The organism is Paraburkholderia flagellata (assembly GCF_021390645.1).
GTDB classification, from domain to species: Bacteria; Pseudomonadota; Gammaproteobacteria; order Burkholderiales; family Burkholderiaceae; genus Paraburkholderia; species Paraburkholderia flagellata.
In genome coordinates, this window is the sequence record NZ_JAJEJT010000004.1 from 1,212,976 (window position 1) to 1,227,701 (window position 14,726).

Below are 14,726 nucleotides of genomic sequence, written 5' to 3' on the forward strand. Positions count from 1 at the left end.
ATATGCCGCAGCGGTTGATTTGTTCCTGCACGGCGCAGCCCTTCCTGCGCAGGTGGTCCGGAAAACACCAACGAACTCAGCCCCGAAATCGAGGAAAAAGGCCTCATGAAGCTACTGATCGCGACGTACGGTACCGAGGGCGATGCGCGCCCGTTCGCCGCGCTGTGCCGTGGCTTGATAGACGCCGGGCACGAAGCGCGTCTGCTCGCCGATGCCGCCACGCTTGGCAGCGCCCACGCACTCGGCGTGCCGGCCACCGCGCTGGCTGGTGACATTCGCGGCATGCTTCGCCCGGACCACGTCATCGCTGGCGTCGTCGCGAAAGGCGGCGGCTTCAACGAGACCGCACGCGCGCTCGCGAAAATCGCCAACGAAAACGCGCAGTCGTGGATGCGCACCATCGTCGAGGCAGGCGACGGTTGCGATGCAATTCTGGTTGCGGGGCTGGCCGCGTTCGTGGGGCTTTCCGCGGCGGAATATCTGGGCGCGAAAGGCATCGGCTCGGGCATGATCCCGCTCACGCCAACGGCGGCCTTCCCCTCGGCGTTTTTGCCGCCCAGATGGGTGCCGCGCGTGCTCAACCGCGCGAGCCACGGCCTTGTGAACGGCATGCTGTGGAAAGCGTTCCGCGACAAGACCAACGCCGCGCGCGCGATGTTCGGCCTGCCGCCGCGCCAGGCGGTATGGAAGGACCACCCGATGCTTTATGGTGTCTCGCCAAGCCTGCTGTCCGCGCCCGCCGACTGGCCCGCCAACGCGCATCTATGCGGACAGTGGCTCGCGCCGAGCCCGGCCTGGACGCCACCGCCCGAGTTGGTGCACTTCCTCGCTGCGGGCGAAGCGCCCGTCTACATTGGCTTTGGCAGCATGACGGGCTTCGACAACGCGCGCTTACTGGCCGCCCTGATCGAAGCCATGCAGGGCCGGCGCGCACTCTTCTATCCGGGCTGGAGCGGCATCGATCCCACGGCACTTCCTGAAAACTTCTTCGTTGTCGGCGACACGCCGCACGACTGGCTGCTCCCGCGCACCGCCGCGGTCATTCATCACGGCGGCTCCGGTACTTCGCACTCCGCAACACGTGCAGGCGTGCCTTCCATCGTGACGCCATTCGCGGGCGACCAGTTCTTCTGGGCGCAGCGCCTGCGCGAGGCGGGCGTCGCGCCAGCGGCCGTCGATGGGCGCAAGCCCAGCGCCGAAGCGTTCGCGAGCGCACTCGACTTTGCCGCCAGCGAAACGGTGCGAAGCCGCGCCCGCGCGCTGGGCGAAACGATGCGCGCGGAAAACGGCGTCGCGAACGCGGTCGCCACCCTCGAGCGCATCGTTGCAGTTGACGTGCGCGAGGGAGCCAGAAGCTAGCCGGTCAGCGAAGCCGCAATCGCCCTCCTGAACGGCATCAGCCGCGAAGCAGCGCGCAGCATGAAGTCGCGCGCCAGTTTTGCGGGCGCGGTGTTGTTCGTATAGACATCGGTGATGAAGCGGGTCGCGAGATAGAGCGGCCTGGTCGCGCGACGGTGCTGGGTTTCGTAGCGTTGCAAGATCGAGAGAGCCCCGATGTCGCCACCGCTATTTTTCGCCTCGATAATTCGGTTACCTAAGGTTTCCACACCGAGCAGACCGAAATTGAAGCCATGCGCGGTCACCGGATGCATGCCGACCGCGGCGTCACCCACGGCCGCGAAGCGCTTTCCGACGAAGTGCTCCGGATAAACGGCAACGAGCGGATAGATATGCCGCGTGCTTGCCAGCTTCATCGCGCCTAGCCTATGCATGAAACGTTTCTCGATATGCCGCGCGAATTCGCCGGGCTCGAGCGCCGCGATCTCGTTGACCTGGCCCACAGGCAGCGTGAGCACGACCGACGACTGATGCGCGTTCGTCGAGCGCTCCGCATTCATGGGGAGCAACGCCAGCGTTTGACCGTACCCGAACCATTCCCACGCAGCGTGCTCGTGCGGCGCTTCATGCGTCATGCGGCAAACCAGCATCGCCTTGCCGAAATCGTGCATGTCGGCGGCAATGCCCATCATCTTGCGCGTGGACGAAAAGCGGCTGTCCGCCGCGACGATCAACTTCGCCGAGAGCGTCTCGCCGCTCTCCAATGTCACGCTCGCCAGATCCTCGCCGGCTTTCACGCCGCTGACCTTTTGCGCCGCGAGCAGCGTCACGTCGCCGTGCGCTGCCGTGCTTTGCCGCAGCGCCTCATAGGCAGCCTTGCGAATCAGGTGATTGGACACCAGCCAGCCTAGTTCCGTGTGTCCGCTCAGTTCGTGTCCGATCTCGAGCGCCCCCGGCGAGGGACCGTTGAACACCTTGGCGCTGCACAGCGGAGCACGCGCGTGCGGATCGATACGATCCCATAGCCCGAACTTGCGCATCAGGCGCACCGACTTCTGGGTCAGTGCGATCTCGCGCCCGTCGAACTGCGGCTCGCTGATGTCGGCGAGACACTGCTGCTCGACCATGACGATCTCGAGGCCCAAAGCACTGAGCGAGCGTGCGAGACATAGCCCCACCGGCCCGGCGCCCACAATGACGATATCTGCTTGCATGAATCGAACGATTTGAATCTGACTCAAACGACCTGATCGGCGTTGTCGGCCTTCGCGATGCCGTGTTCGCGCAGGGCTACGACCATGAACGCGTCCATCGACTTCACGTGCCACGCGAACCATTCGCGCAGTTCACCCACCAGTTGCCGCCCCGTGTCGAAGCGCCCCTCGTCGGCAACTTGCCTGCGCACTTCGGCGGCCACGCTCAGCACGTGCCGATGCTGGCTCGCATGGCAATGGCGCGGAGCGAAGTTCATTTCCTCCAGCCACGTTTCTTCCTGTGCGAAATGCTGCTTTGTGTGCGCTACCCACGCGTCGAACGCGCCGACCCATGTTTCGTCGCTCGCGTGCGCGAGCGTGTCGAGCAGCGTGACGAACTCGGCATGCATCGTATCGGTCATGGGTTCGCCCAGTTGCAGATCGGGCGCAAGCGTTGGCGAAGGGCGCATCGCCCGTGAGGTCATGAAGGACATTGGCGGTAATCAGCAGCGATCTGAAATTCCCTTTCGGGCAATTTTTCAAGATACCGGGGCGCAGGGGCTTGCGCGCTGATTTTTAGCAAACGGCGAACGATCGGTCAGTGAGGCCGATGGACGCGGCCAGCCCGCAGGCAGGCGAAGCGATCAGACGAAAGGAAACGTCGATTCCGGCGCAGCGCGCGTGGCGCGGGCCGCAAACATGGAAGGATGCGAGGAGATGTGCCGCAGACGAAAAAACACGAAGCCGCGCGGCGCGCGGCTCAAACCAGTTCGGCGAGATTGACGAGGGCGCGGTCGCCGTCGGATTGGGCTTCGTTTTCGGCGCGGAACGTCTTCTCGCTGTACGCGATGACCTTGAACCCGCCGCCTGCCGAACGCTCGATGGTGATACCCCAGTGCCAGCCGCCTTCCTGTTCGAATACGTGCAGCCTCGGACTCGATGGTTGGCTCGGCGATTGGAAAATATTCATGTGAAGCCTCCCGTAGTGGGAATATCGTCTCGGACGATTACCTGGATAGGAATCAGTTTAAAAACCTCCTTGCTGCGACGCAATACGGAATAACGTGGACGTGAGAACCCTGAGGCGTTGCGCATCATTCCAGAATTACCCTGGTTATTATTCGACGCTTGCAATCGCGAATGCCGCCATCCCAAACTACGAGACAGCAATGACTACCGTAACGAATGCCGCGACGCATTCTTCCTCCCCGTACCCGCTCGATCTTTCGCAGCATGCTCGCCGCGCGCTGCTGGAAGGACCCACGCCGATCCAGCCATTGCCGCGGCTAAGCCACGAACTTGGGGGCGTGAATATCTATGTCAAGCGCGACGATCTGACCGGCCTCGGCGGCGGCGGCAACAAGCTGCGCAAACTCGAGTTTCTGCTGGGCGAAGCACTGGCGGCGGGCGCGGACACCATCGTCACCGTTGGCGCGCGCCAGTCGAACCATGCGCGCCTGACGGCGGCTGCGGCGGCGCAAGCGGGCCTGCAGTGCGAACTCGTGCTCACGCGGGCCGTGCCGCGCGACGACTTCGAGTATCTGGAGAACGGCAACATCCTGCTCGACGACCTGCTCGGCGCTCGCGTGCACGATCTGCCCGGCACAGCCAATGCACTGGAGTTCGCGCAGGCGCGCGCCGACGCGTTGCGCGCCCAGGGCCGCAAGGTCTACGTCTGCCCGCTGGGCGGGTCGAGCCCGGTGGGGTGTCTGGGCTATGCGGCGTGCGCCGCCGAAATCATGACGCAGGCCCATGCACAGGGATTGAGCTTCGCGCGCATCGTCGTGCCCAACGGCAGCAGCGGCATGCATGCGGGGCTCGCCGCCGGGTTTGCGGCGCTGGGCATCGACCCGAGCCTCGTGCTTGCGTACACAGTTCTGGCGAAGGTAGAGCAGGCCCATGCCGCAACAGTCGAGAAAGCCAACAAGACGCTTGAACTGATCGATCCGGCGCGGCGCATCGAGGGTGCATCGATAGTGATCGACGAAGCACAGCTCGGCGACGGATACGGCATTCCGACCGACGCAATGCGAGAGGCCGTACGTCTCGCGGCTTCGAAAGAAGGCCTGCTGCTCGACCCCGTGTATAGCGGCAAGGCGTTCGCCGGTCTGGTGCAAGCCGTGCGTTCGGGACGCCTTGCACGCGGCGAGAACGTTCTCTTCATCATGACCGGCGGCTTGCCGGGTCTGTTCGCTTATCGCAGCGCGTTTTGAAGTACAGCGCGTCGCATTCTGGAATGGTTGAATTGAACGACGAGGGAGCCCACGATGACCGATGACGAACGCGCAATTCGCGAGCTGGTGCAGACATGGATGGAAGCCAGCCGCGCCGGCGACACGGCCAAAGTGCTGAGCCTGATGACCGACGACGTGGTGTTCACGGTGCCTGGCCAGGAGCCGTTCGGCAAGGCCGAGTTCGCTTCAGCTTCCCAAGCGCAGCAAGACATGCGCATTGAGGGCACGGCTGAGATCGTGGAACTTCAGGTGCTCGGGGACTGGGCCTTTCTGCGCAATCGCATCGACATTTCCATCACGCCGCCGGGCGCGGCCCAGCCGATGCGGCGTGCCGGCTACACGCTCACGTTGGTGCGCAAGGATGCGAACGGGCGCTGGCTGCTCGCGCGCGACGCCAATCTCGTGGCTCCGAAGCCGTAAATCCGCTTGCGCGCGCCTGATTGCTTTCACCACTGAAAGACAACAACCCCGCCCGACAAGGCTCGCCGCGTTGCGCCCCTTTTTCGAATCAGAAAACCTTATCGATTCCTTCAGTTTATTGAGTTTCCCTTAATTGTGCGCTTGCGGCAAAGTGACGCTCATACGCTTGGAGCCACTCCTTGAACCAACGCATCGATCCTTCCCTACTTGCTGCGCCCGACCTGTCGTACGCCACGTTGCACTCGGGCATTGCCCTGCCGTTTCTCGAGCGCGGCGATGGCGAGCCGCTGCTGTTCGTTCACGGATCGCTCTGTGATTACCGCTACTGGATGCCGCAGCTGAACGGCCTTTCGGAGCATTTCCGCTGCATCGCGCCGAGCCTGAGCCACTACTGGCCCGCCGCCGACGCCTGCATCCAGGGCGATTTCGGCTGGGAAAGCCACGTCACCGAGCTGGCCGATTTCATCGCCGCGCTCGGCCTCGAATCGGTCCATCTCGTGGGTCACTCGCGCGGCGGCAGCGTGGCGTGGCATCTCGCGCGCCGCTATCCGCGTCTCGTGCGCACGCTGGTGCTGGCCGACCCGGGCGGCCCGCTCTCGCGCGTGGACAACGACGACGCCGCGCTGCCTCCCGCCACCAACGCGCTGCGCACGCGCGCCGCCGACCTCATCCATGCCGGCGAAGTCGAAGCGGGGCTCGAGTTGTTCGTCGACTCCGTGAGCGTGCCGGGCGCCTGGAAGAAGGGTTCGGCTGCGTTTCGCCAGATGGCCATCGCCAACGCCACGACGCTGCCCAAGCAGTTGCAGGACCCGCTGCCGCCCTATGCGCCGCGCGCCGCTGGCGAGATCAAGTGCCGCACGCTGCTCATCGACGGCCAGCGCAGCCCGCTCATGTTCCGCAACAACGTCGAAGCGCTCGACGAGTGGATCGAGTTCGCGCGACGCGTCACGATCAAGGGCGCCACGCACGGCATGAACGGCACGCACCCCGACCTCTTCAACACGCACGTGCACACCTTCATCACGCAGGGTTGAGACGTCAGTCGCGGCCCGGTTGAGACGTCGTTTAGGTTCGCGGCAACTCAACCGCTGGCCGCAATTCCAGCCGCACCGGCATGCGGTTCGGCACCATCGCGAACGCCGTGATTTCCTCGATCGTCGAAGGATCGACGGCCAGCCTCACCTTGAAGCGATTCATCAGCGTGGAGAGCACGAGGCGCATTTCCATGGCGGCGAGATGCCGCCCCGGACACACACGCGGCCCCGCGCCAAACTGCACCCATGCGCGCGGATCGTGCACGCGGGCATCGGCATCGACACCCGAATGGCCGCGCAGCCATCGGTCGGGATCGAAGCGTTCGGGCTGTGAGTAGTGGCGCACGTCGAGCATCGGCGGCCGGGTGAGAAAGAACATCTTCGAACCGGCGGGTAACGCGACGCCGCCGACCTCCACGTTCTCGACAGGTTCGAACGCCATGATCGCGGCCACCGGGCGAAAGCGCAGCGTTTCGCTGCACACGGCTTCGAACAGGTCGAGGTCCTTCACGAAACCGTAGTCCGGACACACAACGCGAGTGCCCAGCACCGTGCGCGCTTCATTGGCGAGGCGCTGCTGCAGCGATTCATCGGCGCATAGATAGTAGAGCGACCACGCCAGCGCATTGGCCGTGGTGTCCTCGCCCGCCAGCAACAGCGTGAGCACGTTGGCGGCAATGATGTCGTCACTTACGCCGGAGCCTGGCTCATCTCGCAGCGCAAGCATCGCTTCGAGCAGATGGCGCGGCGTAGCGGACGGCTCGTCGCGCATGCGCTCGCGCGAGCGCGCCATCATGCCGTGTATCGTGCGATGCACTTCGGCCAGCGCCCGGTCCGTGCGGCGGTCGCGCGGCAAACGCACGTAGCGCCAGTACGGAAACGGCGCGTTCACGCGATGCATGAGCGTCGGGAAAATCTGCGCGAGATGCTCCTGAATCAGACCCCGCTCCTGTTCGAGCGTGCGCGGGTCCTCGCCGAACGCGAGCGCGCTCGTCACGTCCACCGTGTAGCGCTTGAGGTCGTCGGTCATTTCGACAACGTCGCCGCGCTCGGCCGCACGCCGCCAACGGTCGTGCAGACGCGCCGTGATGGCTTGCAGCGTGGGATAGAAGGCGCGAATGTGCGGGACGGAAAGCGCCTGCATGACGAGCCGGCGCTGCGGCTCCCACGCTGCGCCCTCGGCCGAGAACACGCCGTTGCAGCCGATCTCGGCAAGTACAGGTTCGAGCGACGCGTAACGCCGGTAGCGGTGCGGACGCTCGCGCATCACGCTCTGGCTCAGTTCCGCGTCGCTCCATACCGTCACGGGCATGCCGCAGATCTGGAAGCGATACGGCGTGCCGAGTTCTTTCGCCCATTGTTCGAGCACGCGATGGAGCCTCGGCGCATTCAACTGATGCAGGTTGCCGATGAGCGGCAAGCCGCGCGGGCACGGCAGGTCGCGCACCTGGCGCAGGCGCTGGGCGGAGGATGCGGCGGCGTCCATTTGGCGGCGCGCAGACGGCGCTCAGTCGAGCGACATCCCCAGTTCGGAGGCCATGCGCGCGACGAGCGTTTGCAGGCGCGCGACTTCGTCGGCGAGACGCTGCTGCTCGGCGCGCACCGCCTCGAAGTCCGCGAGCGAGACGCTCTCACCGGCTTCCTCGCGAGCACCGGGCGCGATGGCCCCCGCGGCGACAAAACTTGCCATGTTCACTTCGCCGCACAGCAAATGCATCCAGCGGCTTTCGCGCTCACCCGGCGCGCGCGGCAGCTTCACTACGAGCGGCGGCTCGCGCTCGGCCAGCTCTTCCAGGAAGCCTTCGACCGACGACACATCGGCGAATCCGTGCAGGCGCGACGAGTTCAGGCGCAATTCCGCCGCCGTCTGCGCGCCGCGCAGCAACAAGACGGTAAGGAGCGCCACGGCCTGGCTCGGCACGCCGAGCACGCGGTTCAGGTTGTGCTCGAAGCGCGGCACGCGGCTGCTGCTGCCTTCGAACACGAGGCTCAGCAGCTTGAGGTCTTCGATGGCGGCCAGCACATCGGCTTCGCTCACGTTCATGACCGGCGTGCGCGCGGTCTTCTGGTTGCAGCCGAGCGTGAGCGCATTGAGCGAGAGCGGATAAGTGTCGGGCACCGTGTGCTGCTTTTCGACCAGCACGCCGACGATACGCGCCTCGATCGGCGAGAGCGCGCGCAAGGCGCGCGGCGAGGAAGCATCGGCAGGAGAATTCATGGGCAGATCAGTCCGCTGGAGTACAGGTTGGAATCAGGCGTTCGATCATACGCGCGCCGGGCTTCGCGCAGAAGCCAGGTGTCGCTCGCGTGGAATCAGCCCGCGATCAGCTTCAAGCCCGCCGGCAATGCCTCGCCGAACACCCGACCCGTGTCCGCCGTATCGAGCGCGACGGCTTCGCGCACCATCGTCACCCACGTAGGCGGCGCGTTCGCCGACTCCATGCGGCGCACCACCGTCTCGCGCAGCTCGGGCGGCAGGTCGCGCGAGCGGTCGCCCGTCATGCGCGCGATCTGTGCAGCGGCAAACATCGCCGGTTCGATTTTTTTCCAGTCGAGCGCCAGGATCGCATCGAGCCACTGCGCGGCGGTTTCCGGCGGCACCACGCCGTGCGCGCTTCCGTAGAACGGCTGGCGCGCGCCAATGCGGCCGACCGCCCACCACGTCTGATGATTCTCCGAGGGCTTGCGCAGCCGCTGCAACAGCCGCTCGCCGATCTCGATCTTGCGCTCGGCCGCAATCTGTTCGAGCGAGGCATAGAGCCGGATCATGTCAGGCGCGCCGAGCTTCGCGGGGTCGAAGGGCAGTTTGTGGCGCTTCGAGCCGGCCGCTTCTTCGAGGTACGTCATCGCCTCCAGCACCTCGTGCTGCTGCGCCTCGTTCAGACCGCCCGCCGCGCGCCGCCAGAGCGTCCACCACTCGGACCACACCTGGCCTTCGTTGACGAACTGGATGCCGTCGTCAAAGAGCGTCCAAAGCTGTTCGACGCGCCATTCGTCCAGTGGATAGCCGAAGCCCGGCCGCAAGCTGAAGCCGGCGAGGTTCAACCACAGGCGCTCGTGATCGGCGGAGCGCCGGCGCTTGCCCGCGCGCTCCCAGAGCGCGCCGAACAGCTCGCGCAGGAGCGGGCCGTCCCAGTTCTGGCGAGGCCCGAGCCGCTCTTCGAGATGCGCGCGCAGGCGTTTCACTTCCTTCGCATCGATCTTGGCGGAGCGCGCGCCGAACACGCGATCGATTGCTTCGATGGCTTCGTCGAGGCCTGCGTGACGTGACTCGCCGCCCGCGCCACCTTCGTGCTCGGCGCGGCGCAGCGCGAATTCGAGCAGCCAGCGTTGCGAGGCGTCGTCGGTGGCGATGCAGTGCATCTCCAGCGTGCCGACTTCGGTCAGCGCGGTCGTGAGTTTGACGGGGCGCTCGCGCGCCGTCTTCGCATCGCCGCCCGCCGGTACGACCGTCGCGAGCGGCGGCAGGCGCACGAAGTCGCCCGCGGCGAGGTCGGCCAACTCGCCGGGTTGCCACGCAGTGTCGGCCACCGTCGATGCAAGGTGGAACTGCACCGGCTGGCCGAGCTGCAACGCGAACGTGCGGTCGTCCAGATGCAACTCGTGGCCTTCCTCCGTGCCGCGCGGGAGAACGCACACGCCGCGCGGCGCGGCATCGGCGCCCGCGCCTTCGTGGAGCACGAGAAAGTAACTGCGCGGCGAGCCGCCGCCTATGCGCGGGGCGTGGCCCGCGCGCGCGAGCGCATAAGCGACAGCGCCGCGCGCGACGGCCACGTCGGGTTGATCGTTGTGCAGCACGTTGAGCGGCTCGCCGCGCCACGCGCCGAGCGTATCGGCCAGACGCTGCGCGAGCGAGCGAGCGCGAAACACGCCGCCGTTGAGCAGCAGCGCGTCGGGCATGGGCAGCGCGGTTTCTGCTTCAGCGGTAGCACCAGAAGAACCCAGCGCCTCGCGCGACTGCGCGGCAAAGCGCTGCAAAAACGCCGCGATATGACGCGTGATGGCCGGATCGGCGGCGTAGGGCAAGCCGAACTCGACGATCGCCGCGCGCGAGCGGCGCGGCAGGTCACTTGCTGCGCCCATCGGGAAGAAGCCGTCCACCACGATTTGCGCGACTTCCTCGCGGCCAAGCTGCGTGGTGCGCGCGCCGCCCACGAGACGCGCGCCCGCGCCGAGCAGCGTTATCGGCACCGATTCGGGCGCGCTGGGCTCGAGCAGTTGCTCCTTCGCGACACGGCAGCGCTCCACGAGCTGCGAGAGGCTTGCCGCGCTCAAGCGCGTTTGCGCGTTCGCGAGCCGGCTCTCGGCCAGATGCGCAAGCGCGAGGTCCATGTTGTCGCCGCCCAGCATCAGATGATTGCCCACGCCGATGCGCGTGAGCTGCGGCTCGCCGTTCTCGAACTGCACCTTGATGAGCGTGAGGTCGGTCGTGCCGCCGCCCACGTCGCACACCAGCACGAGGCGCGACGCGCCCAGCTCGGCGTCGAGCGTCGCGCGATGGTGATACAGCCAGTCGTAGAACGCGGCTTGCGGCTCTTCGAGCAGGCGCAGCGCGGGCAGCTTTGCGAGCCGCGCCGCTTCGAGCGTGAGCGCACGCGCGCCGTCGTCGAACGAGGCGGGCACGGTCAGCACCACGTCCTGATCTTCGAGCGGCGCATGCGGGAAGCGATGATTCCACGCGGCGCGCACGTGTGCGAGATAGCTCGCGCTCGCGCTCACCGGCGAAACCTTGGCGACGTCGTCGGGGGCGCCCCACGGCAGGATCGGCGCGAGGCGGTCCACCGCCGCGTGCGAGAGCCAGCTCTTGGCGCTTGCCACGAGCCGCCCCGGAACCTGCGCGCCGAGCATGCGCGCGAGGCGGCCGATGACGGCGTCATCGCTTTGCGAAGGCGCGCTCCACGGCAAACGCAAATCCCCCGCCGCAAGCTCGCCCGCCGCCGGGTGATACCGCGCGGAGGGCAGCATCTTCTCCGCGCCCACTTCGCCGAGGCCGGTGAGCTGCTCGACATCGAACACGCGGACAGCGTCGCCGCCAGCCTCCACGTATGCAACGACGGTATTGCTCGTCCCCAGGTCGATGCCGACGACGTATTGCTTCATCGGGCTCAGTCGCCTGCTCCGCCACGCACGTCGAACTCGACCTTCCAGCGCTCGTTCGTGCCGCTCGGCATGGCTTCGAGCTCCAGCGTGCCCGCTTCCGTCACGCGCGCGTGCAGCTTCACGGGCACGACTTCGCCGGGCGTGCGGCCTTCGGTCGGCAGCGTGGCCTGGATTTCCTCCAGTTCCTGCAATTCTTCGGGCGACCAGTAGTCGAGCATCGTGCCGACCTGATCCTGACGCCGCACCGATGAGCCGAAGAAACGGAAGTGCACCGGCTCACCCACCACGAGGCCGAACTCCTGCGGCGGCAACGCCGCCTCCGTGCCCTCTTCCATGCCGAAAGGCGCGACGCAGAGCGCCGAGACCGGCGGCTCGAGGCCCGGCACCGCCGGCATCGCCGATTCGACCGCCACGTAGTACGCGCGCGCCGTGCCGCCGCGAATACGCACGCCCTTGCCGCGCTTCACGTAGCCGTAATAGGCTGCGCCGCGCGCCACCGCGAGATCGAGATCCGCGCCGCCGAGCAGACGTGCGGGCGCAGCGCCTTCTGCCGCGAGCCAGCCGTTGAGGATGTCGAGCACGCGTTGCGAGAGCAGCGGCGACTTGAACACGCCGCCGTTGAAGAGGACCGCCGTGGGATGCAGGAAGGTCGCGCCTGCGGGCGGCGCGCCAAAGCCTTCGAGTTCCGCGAGCGCCTGCACCTGGCGGCCGAGGAAGGCCGCGAGATGGCGCGTGACGCCCGCGTCCTGCGCATACGGCAGGCCAAGCTGCGTGAGACCCACGCGCGTGCGCACGGCGGGGCGCGCGGCGGCGTCCACCTGCGGGAAGAAGCCTTCGAGGATGATCTGCGTGAGTTCGGCACGCGTGAGCTCCGTGCGGATCGACCCGCCGATGAGCTTCGAGCCGCGGCTCGGCACGACGATCGGCACCGTATCGACGGACGCGTCGCTCAGCAGCGCTTCCTTCGCCGATCGGCACGCGTAGGTCAGCGCGCGCAGCTGCCACGGGTCGGCTTGCGTGCCCGCAGCCGCGAGCTTGCGCGCGACCACATGGGCGAGCGCGAGGTCCATGTTGTCGCCGCCGAGCAGAATGTGCTCGCCCACGGCTACGCGGTGCAGTTCGAGATTGCCTTCGCGCTCGATCACGGCGATGAGCGAAAGGTCGGTCGTGCCGCCGCCCACGTCCACCACGAGGATGATGTCGCCGACCTTCACTTCCTTGCGCCACGCACCGCCGCTCTTCTGGATCCAGCTATAGAGCGCCGCCTGCGGCTCTTCGAGCAGCGTCATGTTGGCGTAGCCGGCCGCCTGCGCGGCTTCGGCCGTCAGTTCGCGCGCGGCGGGGTCGAACGAGGCCGGAATCGTGACAGTGATTTCCTGCTCGCCGAACGGCGCCTCGGGGTGCGCGTGGTCCCACGCCTCGCGCAGGTGCGTGAGATAGCGCACCGAGCTTTCGAGCGGCGAAACGCGCGTGACTTCGGGCGGCGCGTCGTTGGGCAGAATGGCCGCGCGGCGATCCACGCCGGGGTGGCACAACCAGCTCTTCGCGCTCGACACGAGGCGGATCGGCGTGCCCGCGCCGCGGCTGCGCGCAAGCTCGCCCACGGCGTACTCGCGTGTGGTGGTCCACGGCAGCGTGAGGTCGCCGGGCGTCAGCTCGCCCGCATGCGGCAAATAGAGAAACGAAGGCAGCAGATCGGGCGATTCCAGCGTGCCCGGCGCCGTGAGCTGGGTCACGTTCAGCACGCCCTGCTGGGTCTTTTCGCCATCGCTGGCGGTGAGGTCGACGTAGGACAGCGCGCAATGCGTCGTGCCGAGGTCGACGCCAATCGAATATCGCGGATCGCTCACAGCTCCACCTCCGCCGGCGCGATGATGCGCGCGTCGTGCGTCTTGACGAGTTGCGGCAGCTTGACTTCCTCGACGCGCCAGCCGCGATGCGTGAGGCTGCCGCTGAACGGCGCCTCGCCGACCACGTTGCCGGTGAGGCGCACGGCGGCGGCGTCGAAGCCCGCCGGCAGCGTCACGCGCGAGCCTTCGGACTCGCTGCGCACCGGGCGGATGGCGAAGTGGTCGCGCAGCGTGGCGCGGCAGCCTTCGTGGACGATGCGGGCGGCGGCGCCGATATCCGCATCGGCGTAACCGGCAATGTCTTCCTCGACGAAATCGACGAAGCGCGCGTTGCGCTGGAGCAGGCCTAGCAGTTGCAGCGCGGCGTCGGGCGTGGCTTCCTTGATGACGGTCGGCGCGGGGGCCGGCGCGGGCGCCGGCTTCGCGACCGGAGCCGCGGCGGGCGCAGGCGCGGCGGCCGCCGGGGCAAACCCGCCTTCACGTAGACGGCGCACGTTGGCGGCAAGCTCGCCGTCGCCGAGGATCGCGAAGAACGACCCCAGCGCGACCGAAAGGCGGCCGAAGAAAGACAGATTCTGTTCGGGCATGTAGACGACTCCAATATCGCTTGAGGGCTCGCAGACAAGGCGAGCCGACCTGCCGGGCTCGCAACGAGGCCCGATCGATGCCTGGAAGGAGGCGGCCGGCAGGGGAAAGTCGAGCCCGGCGCGGGCTCAAAACCCGTATTTTGCCTTGTCGCGGGCGCAAGCCGGTCAAAATGCGGATTTGGCGGGGGAATGGCGTGCCCGGCGCGGGGCGCGCAGCTTTGATGGTGCGGGGACGCAGAACGGTGCGGCGGGCCAGGCGCGCAGGCGGCGCGGCTCAATCCCGGCGATCAGGGGTTGAGCGTTGCCGCCCTCAAATGGCGCGCCAGCGCTGAGAAATGGGGCGCGACTACTAATGACGTGCGCGCACGCCAAGGTAAGCGCCACCACCATGCTTCGCTTGAAAGCCCCGGGGCGCTCAGGGAAAGATCGGCGTCGTCGCTTCCGCGCCTTCCACATCGGCGCGCGGCACATGCTGGGCGATGCTCTCCTCGATCTCCGCTTCGCGCGAGCCCGGCACGTCGGCCATGACCAGCAACTGGCCGTCGTCGATTGGACCGCTGAAGCGCGTAAGCCGGGTGTTCGGTTCGTCCACGCCGATCATGCCGGCCGCCCACGCACCGAATATCGCACCGGCCAGGGTCAGCGCGACGACCACCCCGCCCGTGATATCGAAGTCCGCGGGAGGAAACATCAGCGCCACGAGACCGACGATTGCGCCGGTCGCAGCGCCGAACATCACGCCGCGCTCCAGCGCATGCACGACATCGCTGCGTTGCAGCAGCGAGGCCTCGGGCAAGCGTTCGAGCCCCACGCTGTGATTGGCGAGCACGTGGATATGACGCCACGTGATGCGCGCGCGCAGCAGATCGTCGACGATCGCCTGCGCCGTGGTGGTGTCGGGAGCGAGGAAATAGAGGCGTCTCACGATGGCCCTCCTTCGGTTCATGCGGCTACGCGCTTGCGACCTGCT

At 66.9% G+C, this 14,726-nt stretch carries 13 protein-coding genes; 4 read left to right on the top strand and 9 right to left on the bottom strand.

What is annotated here, in order from left to right; all coding sequences use genetic code 11:
- Positions 1-105: 105 nt before the first annotated feature.
- Entirely contained in the window at positions 106-1,359 is a 1,254-nt protein-coding gene (locus tag L0U83_RS36045; RefSeq protein WP_233888965.1) for a glycosyltransferase, read from the top strand.
- On the opposite strand, the gene ubiM is transcribed toward L0U83_RS36045, so the two are convergent.
- The 3 genes from ubiM to L0U83_RS36060 form a co-directional block, all read right to left on the bottom strand.
- Entirely contained in the window at positions 1,356-2,552 is a 1,197-nt protein-coding gene (gene ubiM, locus L0U83_RS36050; RefSeq protein WP_233888966.1) for a 5-demethoxyubiquinol-8 5-hydroxylase UbiM, read from the bottom strand. The genes L0U83_RS36045 and ubiM overlap by 4 nt on opposite strands.
- Before the next feature lie 23 nt (positions 2,553-2,575).
- Positions 2,576-3,025: a hemerythrin domain-containing protein gene (locus L0U83_RS36055; RefSeq protein ID WP_233888968.1), complete on the bottom strand. Its 450-nt coding sequence runs from the start codon at positions 3,023-3,025 to the stop codon at positions 2,576-2,578.
- Between the two features lie 266 nt (positions 3,026-3,291).
- Complete coding sequence (locus tag L0U83_RS36060) at positions 3,292-3,501, bottom strand: hypothetical protein (protein ID WP_035514678.1); 210 nt, start codon at positions 3,499-3,501, stop codon at positions 3,292-3,294.
- 199 nt (positions 3,502-3,700) lie between these two features.
- Between L0U83_RS36060 and L0U83_RS36065 the strand changes: the two genes are divergently transcribed.
- From L0U83_RS36065 to L0U83_RS36075, 3 genes are all read left to right on the top strand, one after another.
- Positions 3,701-4,744 (top strand): D-cysteine desulfhydrase family protein, encoded by a 1,044-nt coding sequence (locus L0U83_RS36065; RefSeq protein ID WP_233888970.1) that lies wholly within the window; start codon positions 3,701-3,703, stop codon positions 4,742-4,744.
- 54 nt (positions 4,745-4,798) lie between these two features.
- Positions 4,799-5,185, top strand: coding sequence for an SgcJ/EcaC family oxidoreductase (locus tag L0U83_RS36070; RefSeq protein WP_233888971.1), 387 nt, complete (start codon positions 4,799-4,801; stop codon positions 5,183-5,185).
- A 179-nt stretch (positions 5,186-5,364) separates the two neighbouring features.
- Positions 5,365-6,219, top strand: coding sequence for an alpha/beta fold hydrolase (locus L0U83_RS36075; protein ID WP_233888972.1), 855 nt, complete (start codon positions 5,365-5,367; stop codon positions 6,217-6,219).
- A gap of 31 nt (positions 6,220-6,250) precedes the next feature.
- Here L0U83_RS36075 and L0U83_RS36080 read toward each other — a convergent pair whose 3' ends face one another.
- The 6 genes from L0U83_RS36080 to L0U83_RS36105 all read right to left on the bottom strand — a co-directional run bounded on the left by L0U83_RS36080 (position 6,251) and on the right by L0U83_RS36105 (position 14,681).
- The gene (locus L0U83_RS36080; RefSeq protein WP_233888973.1) at positions 6,251-7,705 is read right to left on the bottom strand and encodes a cytochrome P450; all 1,455 of its coding nucleotides are present in this window, start codon (positions 7,703-7,705) and stop codon (positions 6,251-6,253) included.
- A gap of 21 nt (positions 7,706-7,726) precedes the next feature.
- A complete protein-coding gene (locus tag L0U83_RS36085) occupies positions 7,727-8,437 on the bottom strand; it encodes a YceH family protein (protein WP_233888974.1) in 711 nt (236 codons plus the stop codon).
- A 95-nt stretch (positions 8,438-8,532) separates the two neighbouring features.
- Positions 8,533-11,319 carry an Hsp70 family protein gene (locus L0U83_RS36090; RefSeq protein ID WP_233888975.1) on the bottom strand — a complete coding sequence of 929 codons (2,787 nt, stop codon included), beginning with the start codon at positions 11,317-11,319 and terminating at the stop codon, positions 8,533-8,535.
- 5 nt (positions 11,320-11,324) lie between these two features.
- Positions 11,325-13,169 carry an Hsp70 family protein gene (locus tag L0U83_RS36095; RefSeq protein WP_233888977.1) on the bottom strand — a complete coding sequence of 615 codons (1,845 nt, stop codon included), beginning with the start codon at positions 13,167-13,169 and terminating at the stop codon, positions 11,325-11,327.
- A complete protein-coding gene (locus tag L0U83_RS36100) occupies positions 13,166-13,756 on the bottom strand; it encodes a DUF2760 domain-containing protein (protein WP_233888980.1) in 591 nt (196 codons plus the stop codon). The genes L0U83_RS36095 and L0U83_RS36100 overlap by 4 nt, the downstream gene beginning before the upstream one ends.
- A 415-nt stretch (positions 13,757-14,171) precedes the next feature.
- Positions 14,172-14,681, bottom strand: coding sequence for a DUF1269 domain-containing protein (locus L0U83_RS36105; protein WP_233888982.1), 510 nt, complete (start codon positions 14,679-14,681; stop codon positions 14,172-14,174).
- Between the last annotated feature and the right edge of the window lie 45 nt (positions 14,682-14,726).

What these genes read in the sequence shown, in the direction of transcription:
- L0U83_RS36080 (WP_233888973.1), bottom strand. Translation starts at nt 7,705, where the DNA reads ATGGACGCCGCCGCATCCTCCGCCCAGCGCCTGCGCCAGGTGCGCGAC.
- L0U83_RS36045 (WP_233888965.1), top strand. Translation starts at nt 106, where the DNA reads ATGAAGCTACTGATCGCGACGTACGGTACCGAGGGCGATGCGCGCCCG.
- L0U83_RS36100 (WP_233888980.1), bottom strand. Translation starts at nt 13,756, where the DNA reads ATGCCCGAACAGAATCTGTCTTTCTTCGGCCGCCTTTCGGTCGCGCTG.
- L0U83_RS36090 (WP_233888975.1), bottom strand. Translation starts at nt 11,319, where the DNA reads ATGAAGCAATACGTCGTCGGCATCGACCTGGGGACGAGCAATACCGTC.
- ubiM (WP_233888966.1), bottom strand. Translation starts at nt 2,552, where the DNA reads ATGCAAGCAGATATCGTCATTGTGGGCGCCGGGCCGGTGGGGCTATGT.
- L0U83_RS36065 (WP_233888970.1), top strand. Translation starts at nt 3,701, where the DNA reads ATGACTACCGTAACGAATGCCGCGACGCATTCTTCCTCCCCGTACCCG.
- L0U83_RS36060 (WP_035514678.1), bottom strand. Translation starts at nt 3,501, where the DNA reads ATGAATATTTTCCAATCGCCGAGCCAACCATCGAGTCCGAGGCTGCAC.
- L0U83_RS36055 (WP_233888968.1), bottom strand. Translation starts at nt 3,025, where the DNA reads ATGTCCTTCATGACCTCACGGGCGATGCGCCCTTCGCCAACGCTTGCG.
- L0U83_RS36085 (WP_233888974.1), bottom strand. Translation starts at nt 8,437, where the DNA reads ATGAATTCTCCTGCCGATGCTTCCTCGCCGCGCGCCTTGCGCGCGCTC.
- L0U83_RS36070 (WP_233888971.1), top strand. Translation starts at nt 4,799, where the DNA reads ATGACCGATGACGAACGCGCAATTCGCGAGCTGGTGCAGACATGGATG.